The 24291-nt window shown below is 62.6% G+C and carries 13 protein-coding genes; 3 read left to right on the top strand and 10 right to left on the bottom strand.

Going from position 1 to position 24291, the window contains the following annotated elements:
* Positions 1-2: 2 nt before the first annotated feature.
* On the bottom strand, positions 3-1367 hold the full coding sequence (locus NKH80_RS11440; protein ID WP_352505553.1) for an NAD(P)-dependent oxidoreductase: 1365 nt from the start codon (positions 1365-1367) through the stop codon (positions 3-5).
* Between the two features lie 947 nt (positions 1368-2314).
* Between NKH80_RS11440 and NKH80_RS11435 the strand changes: the two genes are divergently transcribed.
* The gene (locus tag NKH80_RS11435; RefSeq protein ID WP_352505552.1) at positions 2315-3091 is read left to right on the top strand and encodes a VOC family protein; all 777 of its coding nucleotides are present in this window, start codon (positions 2315-2317) and stop codon (positions 3089-3091) included.
* A gap of 391 nt (positions 3092-3482) precedes the next feature.
* On the opposite strand, the gene NKH80_RS11430 is transcribed toward NKH80_RS11435, so the two are convergent.
* Positions 3483-3917, bottom strand: a complete 435-nt coding sequence (locus tag NKH80_RS11430; protein ID WP_352505550.1) for a hypothetical protein — start codon at positions 3915-3917, stop codon at positions 3483-3485.
* Positions 3918-4176: 259 nt separating this feature from the next.
* Between NKH80_RS11430 and NKH80_RS11425 the strand changes: the two genes are divergently transcribed.
* A complete protein-coding gene (locus NKH80_RS11425) occupies positions 4177-4569 on the top strand; it encodes a DoxX family protein (protein ID WP_352687533.1) in 393 nt (130 codons plus the stop codon).
* 4 nt (positions 4570-4573) lie between these two features.
* Here the strand turns inward: NKH80_RS11425 and NKH80_RS11420 are convergent, their stop codons facing one another.
* A complete protein-coding gene (locus NKH80_RS11420; protein WP_352991627.1) occupies positions 4574-7009 on the bottom strand; it encodes a GcvT family protein in 2436 nt (811 codons plus the stop codon).
* A gap of 79 nt (positions 7010-7088) precedes the next feature.
* Positions 7089-8627, bottom strand: coding sequence for a trimethylamine methyltransferase family protein (locus tag NKH80_RS11415; RefSeq protein ID WP_352505547.1), 1539 nt, complete (start codon positions 8625-8627; stop codon positions 7089-7091).
* A gap of 218 nt (positions 8628-8845) precedes the next feature.
* Here NKH80_RS11415 and NKH80_RS11410 point away from each other — a divergent pair, with 218 nt between their 5' ends.
* Entirely contained in the window at positions 8846-9436 is a 591-nt protein-coding gene (locus NKH80_RS11410) for a transglycosylase SLT domain-containing protein (protein ID WP_352991624.1), read from the top strand.
* Between the two features lie 14 nt (positions 9437-9450).
* Here the strand turns inward: NKH80_RS11410 and NKH80_RS11405 are convergent, their stop codons facing one another.
* From NKH80_RS11405 to NKH80_RS11380, 6 genes are all read right to left on the bottom strand, one after another.
* Positions 9451-11874, bottom strand: a complete 2424-nt coding sequence (locus NKH80_RS11405) for a dipeptide ABC transporter ATP-binding protein (protein ID WP_352991622.1) — start codon at positions 11872-11874, stop codon at positions 9451-9453.
* 95 nt (positions 11875-11969) lie between these two features.
* Positions 11970-13127: an ABC transporter permease gene (locus NKH80_RS11400; protein WP_254819057.1), complete on the bottom strand. Its 1158-nt coding sequence runs from the start codon at positions 13125-13127 to the stop codon at positions 11970-11972.
* 12 nt (positions 13128-13139) lie between these two features.
* The gene (locus NKH80_RS11395) at positions 13140-14174 is read right to left on the bottom strand and encodes an ABC transporter permease (RefSeq protein WP_352475426.1); all 1035 of its coding nucleotides are present in this window, start codon (positions 14172-14174) and stop codon (positions 13140-13142) included.
* A gap of 218 nt (positions 14175-14392) precedes the next feature.
* Complete coding sequence (locus tag NKH80_RS11390) at positions 14393-16045, bottom strand: ABC transporter substrate-binding protein (protein WP_352991619.1); 1653 nt, start codon at positions 16043-16045, stop codon at positions 14393-14395.
* 261 nt (positions 16046-16306) lie between these two features.
* Positions 16307-22357: a translocation/assembly module TamB domain-containing protein gene (locus tag NKH80_RS11385; protein ID WP_352991617.1), complete on the bottom strand. Its 6051-nt coding sequence runs from the start codon at positions 22355-22357 to the stop codon at positions 16307-16309.
* Positions 22357-24285, bottom strand: a complete 1929-nt coding sequence (locus NKH80_RS11380) for an autotransporter assembly complex protein TamA (RefSeq protein ID WP_352505542.1) — start codon at positions 24283-24285, stop codon at positions 22357-22359. The genes NKH80_RS11385 and NKH80_RS11380 overlap by 1 nt, the downstream gene beginning before the upstream one ends.
* Between the last annotated feature and the right edge of the window lie 6 nt (positions 24286-24291).

Below are 24291 nucleotides of genomic sequence, written 5' to 3'. Positions count from 1 at the left end.
GCTCATGCCCTCCCGTTCGAGGTCAGTGCCCGATGAATGCTCTCCGCCGCATCGCGGCCTTGCGCGACAGCTGAAACAGTCAAGTCATCGCCGCCGAAAATGCAGTCGCCGCCGGCCCAGACGTTTGGCAGCGAGGTGCGCCCTTCCGCATCGACCTTGATGCGGCCGGCTTCCAGCGCGACCTCCGCACCGCTGCCGTTGAGCGCAGCCGGGACAAAACTCTGGCCGATCGCCTTGAACACCTGGTCGGCGGTCAACGTCAGCCGCTCGCCGGTGCCGACGAGCCGGTCGCCGTCCATCGCGGTGTATTCGAGCTCGATCGCCGACACCTTGCCAGCGTCGGCAATGACCCGCTTCGGCTGCAACCAGTGCCGGATGATGACGCCGTTGGCTGCAGCCAGATCCTGCTCGAATTCGGAGGCATTCATGTGCTCCGGGCCGCGCCGATAGCAGATCGTCACCTCTTCGGCTCCGAGCAGCTTCGATTGCACCGCCGCGTCGATCGCCGTCATGCCGCCGCCGATGACGACAACACGCCGGCCGACCGGCAGGCTGGCCAGATCACTGGCCTGACGAAGCTCGGCAATGAACTCGACAGCATTGCTGACGCCCGGGGCCTCCTCGCCATCCGCTCGCAAGGCATTGACGCCGGCAAGCCCCATGCCGAGGAACACCGCATCGTAATTCCTGGTCAGGTCCGACAGCTGGTAATCACGGCCGAGCGCCTTGCCGTTCTGGATGTCGATGCCGCCGATCGACGTGACATAGTCGACTTCGGCCTGGGCAAAATTGTCGACGCTTTTATAGGCGGCTATACCGTACTCATTGAGGCCGCCGGGCTTCGGGCGGGCTTCCAGGATGGTCACGTCGTGGCCATGACGGGCAAGCCGATGCGCGGCCGCAAGCCCGGCCGGTCCGGCGCCGACCACGGCGACCGTTTTGCCGGTCGGTTCGGAGCGCTTGTAGAACTGCTTGTTTTCGGCCATGGCGACATCGGTGGCGTAGCGCTGAAGGCGACCAATCTGCACCGGCTTGCCTTCGGCCACCTCGCGCACGCAGACTTCTTCGCATAGCGTCTCGGTCGGGCAGACGCGGGCGCACATGCCGCCCAAAATGTTTTGGTCAAAAATAGTCTTGGCCGAGCCGATCGGATTGCCCGTCGAAATCTGGCGAATGAACAGCGGGATGTCGATCGAGGTCGGGCATGCATTCATGCACGGCGCATCATAGCAGAAATAGCAGCGGTCGGACTCGACCAGCGCCTCGTGATGATCGAGCGGCGGGTGCAGGTCGGCGAAATTGTCGGCATATTGGTCCGGCGAGAGCCGCCCGCCGGCAATGCCTTGCTTGAACTGGCCTTCTGGCATCGTCAGTTCCCCATGTTCTTGTTTTGGGGAAGGCTAGCACGTTTTATTTTTTTATCAATTGGTCAATTTTCGGCGCAACTCGCTGAAACCTCTCGATAAAAACATGATAAATGCGCTCATGTTTTTGAGCACCGTCCGTTGCGCCTCAATGGATGCGGCGCCCAGAATTGGCTACCAGTGGCGACAAGCTGTTCGAAAGCGCTTACGGGGCGGTAGGCGCTTGAGCATCGTGCGCGATTTTCAAACATTGGAGAAGGTGATGGACATTGTTCAGGAGGCGGTTCAGCGGTGGGAGCCTGTGGAAGATTTACCGCTGGCTGCCTGTCAGGTGTGACGTCTGAAATCCGACAACTACTTTGAATTGGCCGTCGAAGGCGACTTCTTCGTCGGGGCATCCGAACGAACCCTCAAGATCAACTTCCACGGAGTGCTAGCACTTTCGGCTCATGACGACATGTTGGGAGTGACCCATGTCAGCGCTAGCAGCTCAATCCCATTGATTGGCTCTGGCGGGCAAGCCTCCTATAGATGGCCCCTCCTCCGAGTCGAGAACTCGCACTGGTTGCGATCAATACCCGGGCCGACAGACGACTGTTCGCATTTCCTATTGCTCAGTCTCGAATGCACGGTAGAGGTGATCGCTCGTGAAGCCATAGCTGCTTGGATCTGACCCCTCGCTTCGCACCACGCCTTCCACAACCATTCCGGGCAGCGGGATAGGCCTTAGACTGGTGATGGTCCGCTCTGGTCAGGGAATGAGCGACATCCGGCGCATGGATCAACAACCCCTCGTTGACTGAGAGCAAAGTCGAAAACCGCAGGGCGCGCAACCCGGTAACATTTCCAATTTGCCGTCATCTTTTTTGGCCGCTGTCGGATTTTCGTCGTGAAGATCGTCCTAGAATGGATCGCGCATGATCGATGTACAAACCGCAAGGAGCACGACAATGCCACAGTCCCCCATGCCCTTCTTCTGGTACGAGCTGATGACCACCGATCTCGACGCCGCCGAGGCGTTTTACACCTCCGTGGTGGGCTGGAGGGGGCAGCCTTTCGAAGGGGCCCAGGGCATGCCGCGCTATATCGTCATGAATGTCGGCGAGCGCGGCGTCGGCGGGTTGATGACGCTGCCCGATGACGCGCGCAAGATGGGCATGCCGCCGGCCTGGGTCGGTTATATCCTCACCAGGGACGTCGATGCCGCAACGGCCTCCCTCAAGAAGGCTGGTGGCGCGGTTCACCGCGAACCCGACGACATTCCTGGCGTCGGCCGCTTCGCCGTCGTTGCAGACCCGCAAGGCGCGATGTTCAACTTCCTGCAGCCCAGCGGCCCCGACCAGCCGCCGCTACCGTTGGCGACCCCCGGCAACATCGGCTGGCATGAGCTCTACACGTCAGACTGGAAGGCGGCGTTCGATTTCTATTCCAGCCAGTTCGGCTGGGAGAAGGGCGACGCCATGGACATGGGTCCGATGGGCGTCTACCAGCTTTTCGCCTTCGGCGGCGAGCCCGTTGGCGGCATGATGAACAAGCCCGAGCAGATCCCGGCGCCGGTCTGGCAGTTCTATTTCAACGTGCCCGGCATCGACGCGGCAGCCAAGCGCGTCACCGACAATGGCGGCAAGATCCTGATGGGTCCGATGGAGGTCCCCGGCGGCAGCTGGATCGTACAGTGCACAGACCCGCAAGGTGCCCATTTCGCGCTGATGGCGCCGGTGCGGTAGGCGTCCTGACCAACCGAGTGCTGCTGCTGGATCATTCCAGCATCAGCACCGCAACTTTGAGACCGGCCTTTTTGGCGCCTCAAAGAACGTCTGCGCACTCATGGGCGAGGGTGTTGAGAGACCTTCAGACTTTGATGGCATCGGCTATGTGTCGTTCGGCGACGGCAAGAATTGGGAGCGCGAGTTAGCGAAAGAGCTTCGGGGAGCCGGAGTACCATTCGATCCGGGTGACGTTCTTTAGGCGAAATCTATCGTGCCCATGGCGGCGGTTCGCCCGCATTTCGCGCTGATCGCGCCGGGACGCTGAACCAGCCCGATACCTATCAAAATTGAACAGCCGCACCGCACCGTTGGTGCGATGCGAGCAAATGAATTGTCTCAGGGCGCAAAGTCATTCCGGCGCCAGCACCGCAACCTTGAGGGTCTCTTTCTTGGCGCCGCTGAGCTGGATAGTCGCCGGGCCGGCGGCCAGCTTAAAGCGCACGCTCTTGCGGATCCCCGGACGGGTCTTCATACCACTGAACCCCGCCGACTTCACGGCTTTGCCGTCCTGAACGACATCGATCCAGGCCTCATTAGACAGGCTGATCTGGAGCTCTCCCTCCAGGGGCACGGCCACGCTTGCCGTCGCGCCGAATGTACCGGCTGCAGGCGCACGTTCCGGCGGAACAGCAAAGCCGATCGTATCGACCGCTGCGAGCGTGAAATCCACCGCCTGCCCGATCGTCAGGGCACCGCCGGACTGTGCGGAGGGCAATGCCGGAAACAATGCCTGCTCGCGTGTCACCGGCCATTTGAAGGCATCACAGCCGGCGTCCCCGGCCATGGCGAAGCTGGTACCTGCAAGGATTGCGAATAGGCTGATGACGACTTTTTTCGTGGCGAAGTGAACCCACGTGTCTGGAGTATCTATGCATCAATACAACCATAGATATGTAAATGCAACCATAGAGAGAGCACATATGAAAGTCAGACTGGGGAATCATTTTCAATCACCGATTGTTGATGGCAGGCCATGGGAAGTGAGTAGTCCATTTCCGGGCGATAATTTATGGCCGGTCCGGGAGGGGTAAAATGGAGTTTGGATGAAGCTTTTTGACGGTCTTGCCAGATATCAGCCGCAGGCTTTGGCCGCATTGCGCATCATGACGGCGCTGCAGTTCATCGAGCATGGTACCCAGAAACTGTTCAATTTTCCCGTCAGCGATCACGCGGGCGCTCTGACCGGGCTGACGCTGACCGCTGCCCTACTTGAATTCGCCGGTGGCATCCTGCTGGCATTGGGGCTTTTGACCAGGCCGGTGGCGTTCCTTCTCTGCGGCGAAATGGCGATCGCCTATTTCATGGCGCACATGCCGCAGGGTTTCTTCCCGGTCAACAATGGCGGCGATTCGGCGATCTCGTTCTGCTTCATCTTCCTCTATCTGGTGTTTGCCGGCGCCGGCGCCCTGGCGCTGGACAACCGCCGCGGTGCCTGAAACGTCACCCACGCATCCGCTCGAAATTCGCGTCGAACAGCGGGATCGGCTGCATGCGCGCAGCGTGGCGTTTGCCCAGAAGCTCAATCTCGAAACCGTAGGCCTCGTCGGCGATCTCTTTCGGCACATAACCGATGGCGACAGATTTTTTGGAATGATGTGCGTAGCCGCCGGACGTGACCCAGCCGCGCACGGCGCCGCCATACCAGATTGGCTCGTCGCCGATGACGTCGGCATCGGCAGCATCGACGACAAAGGCCCGCAGCCGCAGTCTGCCGCCTTGCTTGCGCTCGGCCAGCGCCGCCTGCTTGCCGATGAAATCGGCCTGCTTGCCGTAGGCGACGAAGCGGTCGAGGCCGGCCTCCAGCGGCCCATAGATCGGCCGGTATTCGCGCGCCCATGAGCCGTAATTCTTCTCGAGCCGCAGCGCATTGAGCGCGCGCGAGCCGAACAGGCCGATGCCGAATTCCTCGCCCGCCGCCATCAGCGCCTGATAGGCGGCACGCTGATATTCCGGCGCCACCCAGATTTCGTAGCCGAGGTCGCCGGTGTAGCTGACGCGCCCGACCAGGCACGGCGCCATGCCGATATCCATCCTGCTGATGGCCATGAATGGAAAGGCCGTATTCGACACGTCAGATCGTGTGACCTTTTCAAGAAGCTTCCGCGCGCTCGGCCCGGCGATCGATAAGCCGGTGAGTTTTGCTCCCAGCGCCTCGATGCAGACAGAGCCGTCCTCCGGCAGATGCGCTTCGAACCAGCGCATATGGTACTGCTCGGCGACGCCGGAGCCTGCCAGGAACCAATCGTCACTTTTAGAATTGCCGAGATTGGCCAGCGTGAAATCGCCGATCAGCCTGCCGTCTTCCTTCAGCATCGGCGCCAGCGTCATGCGGCCGGATTTCGGCAGCTTGCAGGCAAGCAAGCGGTCGAGCCAGGCCGCAGCGCCCTCGCCGGTTACCCTGTATTTGGCGAATGACGAGATTTCCGACAGACCAACGCCTTGCCGAACCGTCTCCACTTCTTTCGCGACATGCTCGAAATCACTCGAGCGGCGCCAGGAGAATTCGTCCTTGACCCCTTCGGGCGCGTACCACAGCGGCACCTCCAGCCCATAGGCGACCCCCCATTGCGAGCCCTTCGCCGACAACAGATCGTAGACCGGTGTCGTCTTGAGCGGCCGGCCGGCCGGTAATTCCTCGTTTGGGAAGCGGATCGAAAACCGCCGCGAATAGTTTTCGCGCACCTTGGCGTTGGTGTAGGCCATTGTGGCCCAGTCGCCGTAGCGCGAAACGTCCATCGCCCAGATATCCGCGCCGGGATCGCCTTCGATCATCCAGTTCGACAGCGCCAGCCCGACGCCGCCGCCCTGCGAGAACCCCGCCATGACACCACAGGCCACCCAGAACCCCGGCAGGCCGCGCACCGGCCCGACCAGCGGATTGCCGTCCGGCGCAAAGGTGAAGGGTCCGTTGATGATCTGCTTGATGCCGGTGTTCTGGAACGCCGGGAAATGCCGGAACCCGACCTCCAGCGACGGTGCGATGCGGTCGATGTCGGGTTCGAGCAGTTCGTGGCCGAAACTCCATGGCGTCTGGAACTCGGACCATGGCTTGTTGGCCTTTTCGTAAGTGCCCATCAGCATGCCGCCGCGCTCCTGGCGCAGATACAGCTCGCCGTCGAAATCGACTGCATGGATGATCTCCGTACCAGTCTTCTGGTTCCAGGCGGCGACTTCCGGCATGTCCTCGGTGATCAGGTACATGTGCTCCATCGCCAGCACCGGCAGCTCCAGCCCGACCATGCGGCCGACCTCACGCGCCCACAGGCCGCCGGCGTTGACGACATGCTCGGCCACCACCTCACCCTTGTTGGTGATGACACGCCACAACCCGTCGGCGCGCCGCACAATGTCCTCGACCTTGGTGAAACGCTCGACCTCGGCACCAAGCTTCCTCGCCGCCTTGGCGTAGGCATGGGTAACGCCGGACGGATCGAGATGACCGTCCTCCTTGTTGCGCACGGCACCGACGAACTGCTTGGGATCGAGCAACGGCATCAGCTCGGCCGCCTCGTCAGGCGATATCTCCTCGAGCTCGATGCCGAGATAGCGGCCCTTGGCGACGACGCCGCGCAGCCAGTCGAGCCGCGCCTCCGTCGCTGCCAGCAAGACGCCGCCAGTCAAATGCACGCCGGTCGCCTGGCCGGACAGTTCCTCGATCTCCTTGTAGAGCGAGATTGTGTATTTCTGCAGCTTGGCGACATTGGGATCGCCATTGATGGTGTGCATGCCGCCGGCGGCGTGCCAGGTCGAGCCGGAGGTCAATTCATCGCGCTCCAGAAGCACGATGTCGGTCCAGCCGTGCCGGGCCAGATGGAACAGCACGGAGCACCCGACGACGCCACCACCGATAACCACGACCTTTGCATGCGATTTCATGGGATTCTCTCTGACGTCAACGAGTTGGATGGAAACGATGAATTCGGGGAGGAGCCCCACGAGCGCGAGCCTTCGATCATCACGGCTCGCTTTGCCCGATCGCTTCCTTGCGCTTGGCCACGTATGCCTCCAGCGCTTCGCGCCTGGAGATTTCCATCACCGGCTCGACATAGTCCTCCAGCGCCTTCTTCCAAAGCCTCGTCGCCCGCGCCGTGGCATCGAGCCCGCCAGCCTCCTGCCAGGCCTCGAAATTTTGCCAGTTGGACAGCATAGGCTGGTAGAAGGCCGTGGCGTAGCGCTCCAACGTGTGCGGCTCGCCGAAGAAGTGGCCGCCGGTCGGTACCGCACCCAGAGCTTCGACGGCGAGCTCGGCCTCGTTGACTTCGATCGGGCGCAAAAACTCCATCATGTGCTGGATCATCTCGACGTCGATGATGAACTTTTCGAACGACGCAGTCAGCCCGCCCTCCTGCCAGCCGGCGGCGTGGTAAATGAGGTTGCCGTGGCCGAGCACCGCGCCCCACAGCGCCATCAGCGTCTCATAGGCGCCTTGCGCGTCGGCGGCATTGGAAGCCGAGCCCGGCGTCGTGCGGTAAGGCAGCTTGTAGCGCCGCGCCAACTGTCCGGACGCTATATTCGCCTTGGTGTTTTCAGGCGTGCCAAAAGCCGGCGCTCCCGATTTCATATCGACATTGGAGGTGAAGGCGCCATACATCACCGGCGCGCCGGGGCGGACGAGCTGCGTCAGCACCACGCCGAACAGCGCCTCGGCATTCTGCTGGGCGAGCGCGCCGGCAAGCGTCACCGGGCTCATCGCCCCCATCAGTGTGAATGGCGTTACCGCCACCGACTGGCCGAACTCGGCCATTGTCATCAGCCCCTCGGCCATCATCTCGTCGAAGCGGCGCGGCGAGTTGACCGAAATGATCGTGGTGACGCCGGGATCGTCGCGCATCCCGTCAGGCGTCAGTCCGCGCGCGATTGCCATCATTTCGATGCCGTCGAGCGCCCTGCCGCGACCGATGGCCGAGACGTGAAAGCTTTTGTCGGTCAGTGTCAGATTGGCGAAATAGGTGTCGAGATGACGGGAATTCGCCGGCAATTCCACCGGCGCGCAGACCTGGTTGCCTAGCATGTGGATGCAGTTGAAATGCTGCGCCAGCCGGACGAGATCGGAATAATCGCGCAAATTGCCGGCACGGCGGCCGCGCTCCATGTCGTGCACATTCGGCGGCCCGGCGACAAGCGTGAAGTTGATGGTATTGCCGCCGAGGTGGACGGCATGGGCGGGATTGCGCGGCGTAAGCGTATAGCTGGACTGCGTCGTCTTCAGCGCTTCCTCGATCATGCCGCGATCGATGCGGACGTTCATCGAGGCATGATCGACCTTGGCCCCGGCCTTCTCGAATAGCCACAGTGCCCGCAGGCTCATCACCTCGATGCCGAAATTCTCCAAAATATGCATAGAGGCTTCATGGATCGCCTCGATCTGGTCGGCCGAGAGCATCGCCATCGGCGGATAAGGGTTTGTCACCCGCCTGAGCGGCAGTTGTGGGATGGCGGTCGGTCCCCTGTTGCTGGTTCGCTCGGCGCCGCGCTTGCGTCTTGGTTCGCTCATGCGGCGCATCAAAGCGCCGGCATGAGCATCGGGCTGTCAGAAATCCGCCATTTGCGGGCGTGATTTTAGCCAAGGCGCCATTGTGAGAATTTCACGTCGGTAAAAGCGACAGCAAACGTCGGAATATTTATACCTGTTCAGTGTCGGCCAAAGCGGCCGATGAGCCGTTAAGGAAGACAGCAAGATTCCTTTTATGTTTTCGGCCTAATGCTTTTCCAATGCGTAGGTCGAGTTTTAGTAAAATTGTAGCGATTGCCGTGCCGCTGGCGCTTTCGGCCTGCGCGACGCCGCCGAACCACATCAACGATGTGTGCGCCGTTTTCGACCAGAATGACGGCTGGTTCGACAATTGGCAGGCGGCGGCACAACGCACCGAGCAGAAGTACGGTGTGCCGGTTCCCGTGCTGATGGCGACGGTGCGCAAGGAGTCCGGCTTCAAGAGCAATGCCAGGCCGCCGCGCACCAAGCTGCTGGGCTTCATTCCCTGGAAACATATCTCCAGCGCCACCGGCTTCTCGCAGGCACTCGACGGGACCTGGGCGCAATACCAGAACGAGACCGGCAGCTGGGCGGCGCGCCGCACCAGGTTTGCCGATGCCGTGGATTTTGTCGGCTGGTATCATTCCAAGACCGCCGACACGCTCGGCGTCGCCCGCAACGACACATACAATCTGTATCTCGCCTACTATCTCGGCTGGAATGCCTATAAGCGCGGCAATCGCGGCGACGCCGACGTGCAGCGCTATGCGCACGCCACGGAGCAGATGGCGCAGGACTACGCCGCTCAGCTACGGCAATGCGCGCCCTAGCCTACTAACGGCTCTCAGCCGCCCTTGGGTTTGCGTGGCTTGCGCGTGGCGTCGTCCGCCTGGCGGCCGTCGCCGACTGTCGGCGGCATGATTGGTGCCGACGCGCTATCGGCAGAGCTTGAGGTGCCGCCGGTCTCTGAAACCTCGTCGCGAACCTCATGACGGCGGGCTTTGGCGACCGCTTCTCCATTCTCCGCTACCTCGCCCTCGGCATCGGCTTCAACGCTGCCAGTCTTGCCATGCGGGCGCTTGGGCGGATCTCCGGCAAAGCCCGGGCCAACACCGTGGTTTGCATCATCCGGCACGCCCTCATTCGCGGCGTGCTCCTTGTCGAATTTGATCACCGGCTCCATTTTCGCCAGCACGTCGTCGGACAGCCAGCACAAGCTCATATGGCCGTCGCCGAGATTTTTGACTGGCGGCACCGTGGTTTCGCAAAGGTTGTCCGGCACCAGTTTCTTGTAGCCGCAGCGCGTCTGGAACGGACAGCCGGACGGCGGGTTCATCGCCGAAGGGATGTCGCCCTCCAGCACGATGTGCTTCTTGACCACGCTTGTGTCGGCGATCGGGATCGCCGACAGCAATGCCTCGGTATAGGGGTGATAGGGCGGCGCGAATATCTGGTCGGTCGTGCCTTGCTCAACGATATAGCCGAGATACATGACGACGACGCGGTCGGCGATGTAGCGCACCACCGACAGATCGTGGCTGATGAACAGCATCGTCGTCTTGTTCTTGCGCTGGATGTCCATCAAGAGCTCGGTCACCGCGGCCTGGACCGACACATCCAGTGCCGAGACCGGCTCGTCGGCCACCACCACCTTGGCGTCGCCGGCAAAGGCACGCGCAACGCCGATGCGCTGTTTCTGGCCGCCTGAAAGCTGGCGCGGCTTGCGCGACTCGAACGCCCTCGGCAGCTTCACCAGGTCGAGCAATTCCAGCATCCGCTTGCGGCGGTCGGCCACCGTGTTGCCGACATTGAACTTTTCCAGCGTACGGATGATCTGCGAACCGACCGAATGGCTGGGATTGAGCGTGTCGAACGGATTTTGGAACACCATCTGGATCGATGACACCGTGTCGACGCTGCGCTTCTCGATCCCGGTCGACTGGATCTCCTTATTGCCGAGCTTGACGCGGCCGGAGCTTGCCGTTTCGAGGCCGAGCAGCACCTTGGCCAGGGTCGATTTTCCGCAGCCGGATTCGCCGACGATAGCGACGGTCTCGGATTCGCGCGCCATGAACGAGATCGTCTCATTGGCCTTGACGACACGGCCCTCGCTCGAGCCGAACACTTCGCTGCCGCCGACCTTGTAGTACTTCCGGAGGTCTTCGATCTGGAGCACCGGCGCACCGGGCACCACCCGCTCGTTGACCTTCTTGGCGCCGGGTGGCAGCGCCTCCCAGTCGATCTCGTTGAAGCGCACACAGCGCGAGAAATGCCCGTCATGGCCTTCGACCGCGATCATCGGAATTTCGGCGGCGTTGCAGACGCCCTCGACGAAATGGTGGCAGCGCGGGCCGAAATTGCAGCCCTTCGGCCGCTCGTGCGGCAGCGGCAACTGCCCCGGGATCGAGATCAGCGGCCGCGAATTCTTGTCGGCGCCGGGCAGCGGGATCGAGCGGAACAGGCCTTGCGTGTAGGGATGGCGCATCCGGTCGAAGACGTCCTTGATCTTGCCGGTCTCCACCGCTTCGCCCGAATACATCACCGTAATGCGGTCGCAGGTCTCCAGGATCAGCCCGAGATTGTGCGATACGAAGATCATCGAGGTGCCGAACTTCTCGCCCAGCCCCTTGACCAGGTCGACGATGCCGGCTTCCACCGTCACGTCGAGCGCTGTCGTCGGCTCGTCGAGCAGGAGCAGCGCCGGCTTCGACAGCAGCGCCATGGCAATGACGATGCGCTGCTGCTGGCCGCCCGAAAGCTGGTGCGGATAGGAACGCATCATGCGTTCGGGATCCGGCAGCTTCACCGCGCGCACCATTTCCAAGGCGCGTTTATAAGCTTCGTCCTTCGACACCTTGTCGTGGATCAGTGGCACTTCCATCAGCTGCTGGCCGACCTTCATTGCCGGGTTCAGACTGGCCATCGGCTCCTGGTAGATCATCGCGATCTTGTTGCCGCGGATGGCGCGCAGTTCCTCATCGGACAGTTCTCCCATGTCCTTGCCCTGGAACTTGATCTTTCCGCCGACGATCTTTCCGATGTTGGAGAGGTCGCGCATGATGCCGAGCGACACGGTCGACTTGCCGCAACCGGATTCGCCGACAATGCCCATTGCCTCGCCGGGCATGACGGTGCAGGAAAAATCCATGACCGCCGGGATCTCGCCCTTGCGGGTGAAGAAGGAGATCGACAGGTTCTCGATCTCGATGATCGGCTCATTGGTCGGCCCACTGGTCGGCTTGGCGGGATTTCGAACTGCCTCATTCATGGGTCGCTCCAATCCTTGTTCTTCAGGCACGTCGGGCCGAACCCGGCATCGGTCTTCCCAGCGTCAATCTTTCCCGGCATCAATCTTTCCCGGCATCAATCTTTCATAGACTGTTCGCGCAGCGAATCCGCCAGGAGGTTGAGGCCGAGCACGAACGACATCAACGCGATCGTCGGCGGCAGCGCCGGGTGGATGAAGGAGCGCAGCAGCCGGCTTGCATCCTTGATCGCCGTGCCCCAGTCCGGGCTTTCCGGCGCTAGTCCCAGCCCGAAATAGCCGAGCGTGCCGAGCAGGATCGTAGTGTAGCCGATGCGCAGGCAGGCGTCGACGATCAGCGGCCCGCGCGCATTGGGCAATATCTCCCACAGCATGATGTACCAGGGCGATTCACCGCGCGTTTGAGCCGCCGCAACATAGTCGCGCGTTTTGATGTCCATGACCAGGCCGCGCACGATGCGGAACACGCCCGGGCTGGAGGCGAACACCACCGCCACGAAGATGTTGAGCTGGTTGGGATCGATGTGGATGATTTTGAACGGATCGGCATCGAAGACAAGGCCGGCATAGATCCAGCCGCCAAGCACCAACGTCAGGCCAAGCAGGATATAGAGGCGGTCGGGACGGTTCTTGTAGCGCGTCCAGAACAACACACTGAAGAAGATGATCGGAAACAGGAAGAACAGCCCTGCCATCGCGTAGGGGATCGGCGTGTCCATGATGCCCGGCGTCACCAGCAGGTAGAACAGCAAGATCACCGGGAAGGCCAGCACAAGGTTTGCGAGGAAGGACAGCACCGTATCGATCCTGCCGCCATAATAGCCGGCCGGCAGGCCGAGCGTAATACCGACCATCAGCGCAAAACCGGTCGCCGCCGGCGCGATGATCAGCACGATCTGACTGCCATAGACCATGCGGGAGAACACGTCGCGGGCGAGCTTGTCGCCGCCGAAATAGTATACAAGTTTCGACGCCGGCTCGATCGCGCCCGGCAGCGCGTCCTTCATGATCGGCACCTGGGCAAGCGGATCGAAGGGCGAGATGGTCGACGCGAAGATCGCCGTAAACAGCCAGAACAGGCAGATGCCAACGCCGACGATGCCGACGCCGCTGTCGAAAAGCTGGCCGTAAAGGCCTAGTTTCTTCTTGTAGCCGAAGCTCGCTCCCATCACCAGGGCGAGAGCGATCCAGACCGGCCAGAAGCGGGCAAGCACGCCGAGTACGACGTTGAGGGCGCTGAGATATTCGACCTGCATCCGCCCGGTCTCCTATTGAACTCTGATGCGCGGATTGAGGAACGCGTAGCCGACATCGGAGATGAGCTGTGTGATCAGGACGATAAACACCGAGACCAGTGAACAGCCGAGCAGAAGATCGATGTCGTTGTTGCCGGCAGCCTCGACCAGCGTGTAGCCGAAACCCTGGTAGCGGAACATCACCTCGACGATAACGACACCGGTGAGCAGCCAGGGAAACTGCAGCATGATGACCGTGAACGGTGCGATCAGCGCATTGCGCAGAGCGTGCTTTATCACCACGCTGCCGAAGGAGAGGCCCTTCAGCCGGGCGGTTCGGATATATTGCTGTGTCATCACCTCCACCATCGAGGCGCGGGTCATGCGGGCGATGTAGCCGATGCCGTAGATCGCCAGCGTCATTACCGGCAAGGTGAAATTGTAGAAGGTGATGCCCTGGCTGGCCGAGGCCGCCGAACCGTTCAGCACGCCGAGCCAGGAGGCGAAGATCACGGTGAAGATGACGCCCGAAACGTATTCGGGCGTCGCCGTCGAGGCGATCGAAGCCACCGACAATGTACGGTCGGTGCGTGAGCCCTCGCGCATGCCGGCGAGAATGCCGATCAAAAGCGAGACCGGCACCATCACGGCCAGCACGCAGAGCATCAGGATGCCGGTGGCGCTGAGCGCCGGGAAGAGTTTCGAAGCGACCGTCGTCTTGAACTTCGTCGAGCAACCGAAATCGCCTTGCAGGATGCCGGAGAATGTCGGCACGACCGGATCGTTGCAGAAGGAGAAACGCTGTGCGGGCTTGCCGGTCGCCGGGTCGGTCACCGGCTGCTTTGGCATGATGCCCAGCCATTGGCCGTAGCGGACAAAGAAATTCTGCCGATAGCCATGGTTGACCAGCCAGGCCTCAAGCTGCTCGGCGGATGTGTGCATTTCGGTCTGGCTGATCGCCAGCTTCTTCAGATTGGGCCCGAGATTGACCAGGAAGAAGACGATCATCGTCAGGCACAGCATCGTCAATGCCATGGTGCCGAGACGCCTGATAACGAAAGAAAGCATGGCGGTCCCCTGCCGGTCGGGTTGGGGGTTGGAACCGGTTTGCAAGCCGCCCTGCCGCCACGGCAGAACAAGCCTTCAGACCAGTCCCAGATGCAATACCCTTTTTATTGCAGACCCCGGCCGAAGAGTCCGCAACTTTTTGCTGCGCCGACTTCCGGTCCATGGATCATGCAAAGAGCGACGGAAAGGGGCGAGACGCCCCTTTCCGGATCGTCCGGTCAGGCCTGCTCGAGCCAGACCTTGCCATAGTCGCGCTCGAAGGTCGGGTGCATCTTGTAGTTCTGCACCGCCTTGACCGAATGGCTGTAGAGCTTGCGCCAATAAGGCTGGATGATAATGCCGGAATCCTGCAGGATCTGCTCGATGTCCTTCATCATTTCCTTGCGCTTGGCGGCGTCGGCGACTGCGAGCGCAGCGTTGAGCTTGGCATCCCACTCCGGATTCGACCAGGCCGTCTCGTTCCAGGCTTCACCTGTGCGGTAGCCGATCGCCAGAACCTGGACGCCGAGCGGCCGCATGTTCCAGTTGGTCATCGACAGCGGATACTTCGTCCAGTCGTTCCAGAAGGTCGAACCCGGCAGCACCGTACGCTTCACCTTGATGCCGGCGTCCCGCATCTGCGCGGCGATCGCATCGCCTGTATTCTTGTGCCAGTCCTCGTCGACCGTGATCAGCTCGTGCTCGAAATCGGCCTGGCCGGCTTCCGCCATCAGCGCCTTCGCCTTGGCCGGGTCGCGAGCAATCTTCGGCAGTTCGTAGTATTCCGGATGGATCGGGGCGACATGGTGGTTTTCGGCAACCGTGCCGGCATTGCCGTAGCCGAGCTGGAGGACGACATTGTTGTCGACCGCGAGCTGCAGGGCGTTGCGAACCTTCTGGTCGCCATAAGGCTTGTTGGTCACATTGGTGCGGCAGACGATCGTCGAGGCGGTGACGATCTCCGACTTCACCAGGTCCATGCCGTCGAGGATCGACACATAGTCGGCCGACGTCTCGAAATTGGTGTGTACCTCGCCTGCTTCGAAGGCGCTGACCATGGCCGCCGGATCGGTGCCGTAGTCGATGAACTCGATGCCGTCGAGGAAGACCTCACCATCCCACCATTTGTTATCTTCGCGGCGCTTGTAGACCACTTTCTGGCCGACATCGTAGGAGACCAGCTCGAACGGCCCAGTGCCGATCGGGCAGGACTTGAAGTCGCCGCCTTTTTCATCGAACGTCTTGTGGACGATGAGGCCGGGATAGTCGCACACGTTGGGAATGAGGGCGATATCCGGCTTGCTGAGCGTCAGCTTGATCGTGTGGTCGTCGACCTTGGTCACCGCGCTCTCATCCAGTTTGTCGTCCTTGACCAGCGAACCGAGGCGACCCGGCATGGAATTGCCCTCGGCCTTCTTGTCGGCCCAACGCTTGAGGTTGAAGATGACGTCGTCTGCGGTGAACGGATCGCCGTTGTTCCAGGTGACGCCTTTGCGCACATGCAGCGTGTATTCGGTAGCGTCGTCATTCACGTCCCAGCTCTCCAGCAGATAGGGACGGAATGTGTATTCGGTGGTATATTTGACCAGCGGCTCGAGCGCCTGGCGCTCGGCATTGGCGATTTCCGACCAGTCGGCCTTGCGCGGATCCTTCGGATCCTTGATCCATTGGGCGACCTTCAACACGCCGCCTTTCTTGCCCTGGACCTCTTCCGCCTTGGCCGGCGTCGGGTCTGCAAGGCCAAGCATGCCATAGGCCATCGCCGTCGAGGCGCCGAAGACGCTGGCGAGAGCCAGAAATTCGCGACGATCCATCTTGCCTGCCTTGGCGTCTTCGGCCATGGCCAGGATGTGATCGGGAACGCGGTCGCCGTTACTCTTGTAGATCGTCATGACTAACTCCCATTGTTGGCTTTCTGCCTTTTAACATTCCGCATCCGCGCCATGATGTCAAAGACGGCACGGATTGGGAACATGCCAAGGAATGTGCAACTTTGAAAGCAAGCCGGTTCGCGCGATAACGACAGTCTTGGCGCAAATTTGCTACTGCGCCAGGGATTTCGCCCGAAATCTCCACGGGCAATTAAACCGGGACATTCGCTGCTGCGCCGCTCGTTCTTCGGGCGACCAGTTGTTCTGCGCGAACGCCCGGTTTCAATATTCACGTTCGTAGAAAACACCGCCTTTGGCTTCGCCGGCGTCGGTTGCCTCGCCACGCAGCTTGACGCCGCGCCCAACGTCGAGATCGACGGTTGCCTTGCCCGAGCCCGGCCTGTCGCCCTTCTGGATCGTCACGTAAGTGCGGTCGTTGAGATATTTGCCCGCCGAGACGGCGGTGCCGCCCTCTTCGTCGGTGATCACGTCGAGGTCGTCGACGCCGATCGCGCTGCGCAGGTTCTGCAGCAGGGAGGTCGAGCCGCCGATGCCGGCCAGTTGTCCGGCAGCCTCGGCAAGCTGAGCGATCTGCAGCGGCGACAGGTTCGACATCGAACGGCCGAAGATCAGCTGCGCCAGCACCTCGTCCTCCGGCAGCGCCGGTACCGACGAGAAGGTGAATTTCGGGTTGGTCGCCTCGCCCGACACCACGATGGTCACGGTGGCGCTGGTCGTCTTCGATTGCGCCGTGAGATTGAGGTAGGGCACCAGAGAGCCGGAAAAGCCGACCGTGCCTTCGGTGAAGGTCAGCCGCTTGGCAAGGATCGTCAGCCGCCCTCGCCGCAAGGTGAAGGTGCCGACCGCCTGGGGTGACGATGCCGGGCCGGTCAGCCGCAGCGACCCGCCGAGTTCGGCGTCGACGCCCCTGCCCTGGATGAAGATCTGGCTCGGCGCATTGACCGTGACGTCGAGAATGAGGCCGCTGCCGCCGCCACCGCTGCTTGCAGCGGCCGGGCGCAACGCCTTGTCCTGCGCACGCACGGCGGCCGGCGCATTCTTGTGCTTTACGTTGAGCTCGGCCAGCGAGCCGGGCAGCTTTTCGGGTACGGTGATGACGGTCTTGGCCAGGTTGATGGTACCGGAAATCACCGGCGCGGAGGTGAGTGGTCCCTTGACGGTCAGGTCGCCGCCAAGATTGGCGGTGACCACCTTGCCGTCGGTATAGCGGCCGTCGACGAGCTTGATCGACAGATCGGCCGGAAAACCCTTAGCCGGATCGATGCCGACGGTGCCGCTGGCCGAAAGGCTGCCGCGCGTCGACAGCGTGCCGGTCAGTCGATTGATCCTTGCCACGCCGCCACCGACGGCGACATCGGCAGTGATGTCGTTGATCGCAAGCCCCGAACGCGCGTCGAGCAGGCGGGCGCCTGACGTGCGGACCGTGCCTGAGATCACCGGCGACGTTGCCGGGCCGCGTACCTGTATATCGACGTCGGCCGTGCCGCTCAAGGACAAGCCTTGCGCGGCGAGTGTCCTGGTGAGGAAGGCGAACGGCACCTTGCCGGAAAAGTTGAGATCAAGCGTGGGCGCGCCTGATGTCGTCATCGTGCCGCCGCCCTTGAGACCGAGGCCGGCGGCATCGCTCATGTTGGCGTCGAAGGTCAGTCTGTTGCCCGAATACGTACCTGAGGATAAAACGCCCATGGCGCCGAAGCCTGCACCACGGGTCTGCGACGTCTGAACGCCTGCTGCATCGATCTTGAAAGCAACGGCCGGATTGGCCGGCGCACCCGTCACCTTCACCGTGCCCGAGATGGAACCGGCGGCATCGAGGCCCGGCGAAAAACTGTTGGCTATCGAGATCGGGACGCGGGCCAGCGTCGCGTTGAGGTCGAGCGCCTGCCCAGCTTTGCCTGTGACCGTCGCAGTGCCGCCGCCAAGGTTGAGCACCAGCCTGTCGAGACTGGGCACTCCATTGGCGATGTTGATGGTCGAGGCCTGGGCGATAGCCGCCTTGATGCCGCGGATGGTCGCCTCGCCGGAGGCAAGTTCGACCGTCGTCGTGCCCTTGACCGCCTTGACCCGCCCACCGGCTTTCAGCGGAATATCCTTGACGGTGGCGCCACCGGAAAAACCGGTCCATTCGCCGTCGCGCTTGAGATCGATGTCGACGCCACGGATAACCGTGCCGCCGGAGGTCACGCTGTCGGCACGGATTTTCCCCGAGATCACCGGTGCCGCCAGATAGTTGGCGATCAGCGCATCGATGGTCACGGCCTTGGCCGAGACATCGCCGCGCGAGATCGAGCCCGTCATCGCCTTGACGGCGACCTGCGGCACGGCGCCCAAGTTGGAGAAGGCGATCGTGCCGCGCACATCGCCATCGGCCTTTTCCAGTGCCAGGGCAGCAAGCGGACCGATATCGGGCAGGTCAAGTGCCACCGTGCCGACCGGGACGAAGGCATCGTCAAGCGCCAGGTCGCCGGAAATACGGTTCTTGCCCAGCGACAGCAAAAGCCCGTTGATGGCGCGTTTGCCGTCGGATGTCGCCAGCACGGCGCTGCCCTGCAGCGGTTGACCCGCGACGTTTCCGGTGAGTTGCACATTCGCAGCCGGGTTGGCGGCATCAGCCTTGCCGGTGGCAGTGAGCTTCAGGCCAGTGATCTCGCGCGCCGCGACCGAAAGCCTGTCGCTGTTGACAGTCAGGGACAGATCCGGCGCAGTGCTGGCGCCTTGCGCATTCAGCGCGAAAGAGATGGCGCCTTTGGCGTCCTTGGATACCAGCGAGACGTCGCCCAGCGCGCCTTTGACGTCGGCGCTGAGCTTGTTGGCGGCAAGGCTCGCCTGCCCGTCTGCCGTTAGCGAACCGGACGACAGCCTGACGGCGTTGGCGGTGACATTGCCGTTGGCGTCTCGCTTCAGCGCGGCACTGAGTTGTGTTCGCGCGGCGAGCACGCCACGTACCGCCGCCGGCAGCGCCGCCGACGCGGCATCCGCCTTGAGATTTAGATCGATGGCGCCGTCGGCCAGCGAGACCCGCCCGTTGAAGCCGCTGTTCAACGCGTCGCTGGTCACTGTGCCGCTATCGATGATGACAGCGTCGGCGGCAAGGCTGCCGGCGAGTTTGGCAGTGACCTTGCCGGCGATCAGCGGTGCGACTGTCGGATTGTCGATGCCGATTTTTTCAGCGGTCACGGTGCCGGAGATCGGCCCGCTCCGGGCTTTCACGTCGAAGCGATCGGAGTGCAGCGCCAGCGTGATGCCCTCGACCTTAGCCAGATTGGTGGCGGCCGATGGCAGCGTCGCGGAGATGTCGAGCTTCGGCTGCGTGCCCTGCCCGGCCGCCTTTAGCGATATCGCCTGCAGCTCGAGCTTGATCGGACTTGCCTTGCTGCCGAACGACAGCGGCAGGCTCGGACCGGTCGAGGCGAGGTCGAGCGAGAAATCGCTGGCGCCGTTCGGATTGATGGTGCCGGCTGCCTTGCCGGAGATTTTCTCGCCGGCAAGCGTCGCCTGCTCGATGGCCAGGCCGCTGACCGAGGAGAAGCGGCCTGCCGCATCGAGATCGAGCGGCCCGAGCCCGGCCCGCCGGGTCTGGTTGGTTTCGGCGCCGCTGAGCCGGGCGTTGAAACGGACGTCGGGGGCAGCCGACGATCCCGTGACCTGCGCGGTGCCGCTGAGCGCGCCCACGGCATCGAGACCCGGTGAAAAATCATTGGCAAGCGCTGCCGGCACCGCCGACAAGGTGGCAGCGAGATCGAGCGTCTGGCCAGCCGTACCCGACACGGCAACCGAACCGCCGCCGACACCGAGCGCCAGGTTCTCAATGCTCACCATGCCATTGGCGATTGTCAGCGCCGACGGCTGTGCGATCGCTGCCTTGATGCCGCGGATGATTGCCTCGCCCGAGGCAAGCTCGATGCTGGTGATGCCGTTCGCGATCCTGACCCGCCCGGCCGCGCTGGCCGGAATGCCGGCGACCGTGGCGCCGCCGCTAAAGCCGGTCCAGTCGCCGTTGCGCTTCAGGTCGACATCGATGCCGCTGATCACCGTGGTTCCGGAAGTGATCATGTCGGCCTTGACTTTGCCGGCGATCGCCGGGGCTTTGAGATAATTGGCGACCAGCGCGTTGACGGCGATTGTCTTGGCCGCCAGTTCGCCGCGCGAAATCGCGGTGCTCGTCGCATCGATCGCGACCGTCGGTGCTCCATTGTCGTTGGCGAAGCGGATCGTGCCACGCACGTCGCCGGCTAGCGTTTGGCCGGCAAGTCTGGCCAGCGGGGCAATATCGGCGGCATCGAGGGCCAACGTGCCGAGCGGCAGCAGGTTGTCGTCGAGCCCGAGGTCGCCGGAGACCTTGTTGTCGGCCAGCGAGACGGCAAGTCCATTGATGGAGCGCTTTCCGTCGGTCGTGACCAGCGATGCCTTGAGGTCGAGCGGCTGGTCGTCGACCGAGCCGGTCAGCGAGACATCGGCGGCGGGACTGGCGATATCGGCCTTGCCGCGCGCGCTCAGCTTGATCTGCTTCACCGCATGGCCGGACGCCGTCAGGCTGTCGCTGCTGGCCGAAACCGAGAAGTCCGGCGCGGTGCGCGCACCGCTTGCGGTCAGCGCGAAATCGACTGCGCCGCCGACCTTCGCGCCAACCAGCGGCGACAGCACCGACACGTCGCCGAGCGTTCCTTTGATATCGGCTCGGATATCGGTGCCCTGCGCGCTGGCGGTGCCGCTGGCGTTGAGCGTGCCGGAGGTGAGCTGCAGTGCATTGGCGGCAAACGCACCGTCCGGGTCGCGGGTCGCGGTTGCGGAAAACTGCACGCGCTGGCCGAGAACCGAACTGATCTGCGGCGGCAGCGCCGTCGAAGCCGCGTCGGCATTCATCTTGAGCGTCATCGACAGATCGGCCAGCACCACGGTGGCCGTTACGGACGCATTGAGCGCGTCGCTGCGCAGCGTGCCTTGGTCGACGACGACCTGGTCCTTGCTGACGGAGCCGGCGAGACCGGCGCTGACCCTGCCCGTTATCAGCGGCGCCAACGTCGCAACGTCGGTGTTCAGGCCGGCCGCCGTCAGCTTGATGGTGACAGGCCCGCTACGGTTCTGGATGTCGAAACCATCCGAATGCACTTGCCCGATCAGGTCGTCCACCCGCGTGCCGCCCGCCACCACCGAGACCAGCGACGCGCCGATATCGACCATCGGCGCCTTGCCATCGCCGAAAGCGCGGGCCGTGGCGTCCTTGATCGCCACGGTTATCGGCTGCGCCTCGCTGCCGAGACTAAGCACGATCGGCGGCCCCTTTGCGGCGAGCTTAACGGAAAGATCGCTGGCACCGTTCGGATCGACAGTGCCGGCGGCCGTCGCGTGCACGGCATCGCTGTCGATATTGGCGCGCTCCACGTCGACGCCGCCGGCCGCGGTCGCTGTGCCGGCGAGGTCGAAGCTGGTCTTGCCGGCAAACAGCGGCTTCAGATTTTCGGGCAGGAAGCGCTCGAACTCGCCGTCACCCTTGGCCTCGACATAATGACCCTTGTTCGTGAGCTGATGACGACCGGTAAGCTGGGTGACGATCCGGCGATCGACGACAAAGGTCCCGATGCCATTCCAGTTGGCGAGCGGTCCGGTGCCGGAAACGACAATCTCGACCGGCGGCGCGCCCGGCAGCTTGAGCAGGTTGGCGATGATGCCGCCGGCCGGCTCGGATGCCCTCAAGTCGAGGTCGAGCTTGTTGTCGGCCGGCGCGAATTGGGCTTTGGCGTCGACCGTGCCTTGCTTGCCGTCATGGCGAACGATGTTGAGATTGGTCTCGATAGCCAACGGCGAGGCATCCGCCTTGAGCGCTCCCTTGGCTGCGAGCTCGGCAACACCGCTGCCGGCCAGAGCCTGCCCGAGTGCGATTTCGGGAAGGTCGAGCTGCTTGACATCGATGGAAACCGGCAGCGTGGTCGCCCCGCTTTGGCGCGGCTGTGTATTGGCCATCGGCAGCCTTGCCAACTCGATACGCTCGGCCCCAATGCGATCGGCGCTGAAGCTCTTCGACAGGAGTGCCAGCGGCGACCAGTCGACGGCCACCTTGCGCGCCACCATCCAGGCGCCTTCGCGATCCTCCAGAACGACATGATCGACCCTCAGCGCGCCCGACCAGATACCGTCGATGCCGACGACAGTGACCTTGCGATCACTGGTCGAGGCCATGGTCGAGATGATGCCGGCAAGGTTTTCGCGGCCGCGCTCGGTCTTGGTCAGCACGACGAGCGCCCCCACCGCCGCTGCCACGACGATGAGCAGCGTGTAGAAAAGGATACGAAGGATGCGCCTGAATATTGCCATCAGAATGCCTGGCCGATGCCGGCATAAATGCCGAAATGAGGATCGTCGGGGCCGCGGTTGAGCGGCACTGCCGCGTCGATGCGGAGCGGCCCGAACGCCGTCAGATAGCGCAAGCCTACACCCGCGCCGACCTTCATGTCCGAAAAATCGGGAACCTGCCTCGTCGACACCGTGCCGGCATCGACGAACGGCACAACGCCGATCTTGTCGGTGACGGCGATGCGCATCTCGACCGAGGTCTCGAAGAAGGAAAGCCCTCCGATCGGCTCTCCATTGCTGTCCTTCGGGCCGATGCCTTGATAAGCATAGCCGCGCACCGAACCGCCGCCGCCTGAGTAGAAGCGGCGATCTGCCGGAACATCTTGAAGACTGGCGCCGATGATAGAGCCGATGGCGACACGTTCGGCGAAAACGAATTTCGAGGCCGAATCGAGCGACTGGTAGGCCGACCCCTCGCCCTTCAGCTTGACGAAGGCAGCCCCGCTCAAAATGTCGTAGCTCGGCTCGGCATAGGCCAGCACCCTGAAGCCCCGGGTCGGATTGAGCTTGCTGTCGCGATTGTCGTAGACATATTGCAGTGGAATGCTGGCGATCAGATAGGTGTGCTTGCCGAAAGCGTCGTGGATCCTCGAATAATCCAGCGCGACTTGCGCGGAAACCGTCTGCTTCTTGTCGAGTTCGTAGGATAGGCCGGTACTGCCCTTGACCGAGAAATGGTCATAGGCGTCGGGGTGCTCCAGCACAGCATTGACGCTGGCAATGAATTTCGACGCCGGCCCGACCACGCCCGGCTTTTCGAACATGACGCCGGCATTGTAATTGAGCTGGGTCAAGTCGTTGCTGCCGATGCCGCTGATCTTGCCGTCGATGCGCAGCTTTTCGGCGCGGCCAAACAGATTGCGATGCCCCCAATAGCCTTCGAGGCCCAGCCCTTCGGTGTTTGAGAAGCTGCCGCCAATGCCGAAATAGCGCGGCTTGCGTTCGCTGACCTGGACACCGATCGGGACATTGCCCTCGGCGTCGAGGGCGTCGGCTTCCTTCACCGTCACGCTGTTGAAGACCTCGAGGCCGAGCAGCCGGTCGCGTGCATCGTCGATCTCATCGGGCGAATACTGGCGGCCACGCTTCAGACCGGTCATATATTCGGTGAAGTCGCGGTCGACCTTTTCGGTACCCTCGACAGTGGTGTCGCCATAGCCGGCGACCGGGCCGGCCGCGACGGTGAGCGTCACGTCGAGCGTCGAACCGGTGTGCTCGGCGACGATCTCGCGGCCCGTCACCTTGGCCAGCGGCCTGCCTTCTTGCTTGAGTGCCCGCACGATCGCCGCCTCGGCCTTGAGCACGGCGCCCGAACTGGCGTCACCGCCGGCGATCAGACCGAAATCGGCACTTGCCAGCCCCGCTGCATCGCCTTTCAGTCTGATGTTGCCAAGCGTGAATTTCGGCCCGGCCGCTATGCTTATCACCACCGGAATCGGCTGCGGGCCGGAAAACTCGGCATCGGGCGGCAGATCGTCGAGCGGCTTGCCCTGAATAGTGATGGTGACGACCCCCTCGTAGCGGGCGTCCGCGTAGAGCGCGGCGACAAGTTGCTCACGGTCGCTGCGCGCCTTGGCCAAAAGACCCAGCGAACCTGATACCGGGTGTTCCTCGTCGGCTTTCAGCGCCGAGGCGTTTTCGAGCTTCTCGGCGAGATCCTTGTCGGCGTCGGGCGTCTCGATCGTCACGGCATAACGCAGCGGGTCAACGATGTCGGCATCTTCGTCCTTCGACGATCCCCATAGCTTGATGCCGAAAATCTCGAAGGCTGCCGCATTTCCGGTCTCGACAATAAGTACCGCCGAGCACAGCAAGGCGAAAAGCAGGGCGCGCGAAAGCGCGCGCCGTTGCGCGGTTCCTCCCGACATCTGCCTTTCATACGCCGGCATTACGCT

Source organism: Mesorhizobium sp. M0904, from assembly GCF_040319475.1.
GTDB lineage: Bacteria > Pseudomonadota > Alphaproteobacteria > Rhizobiales > Rhizobiaceae > Mesorhizobium.
The sequence above is the reverse complement of the archived record's forward strand: the minus strand, read 5'-3'. Positions and strand labels throughout refer to the sequence as shown.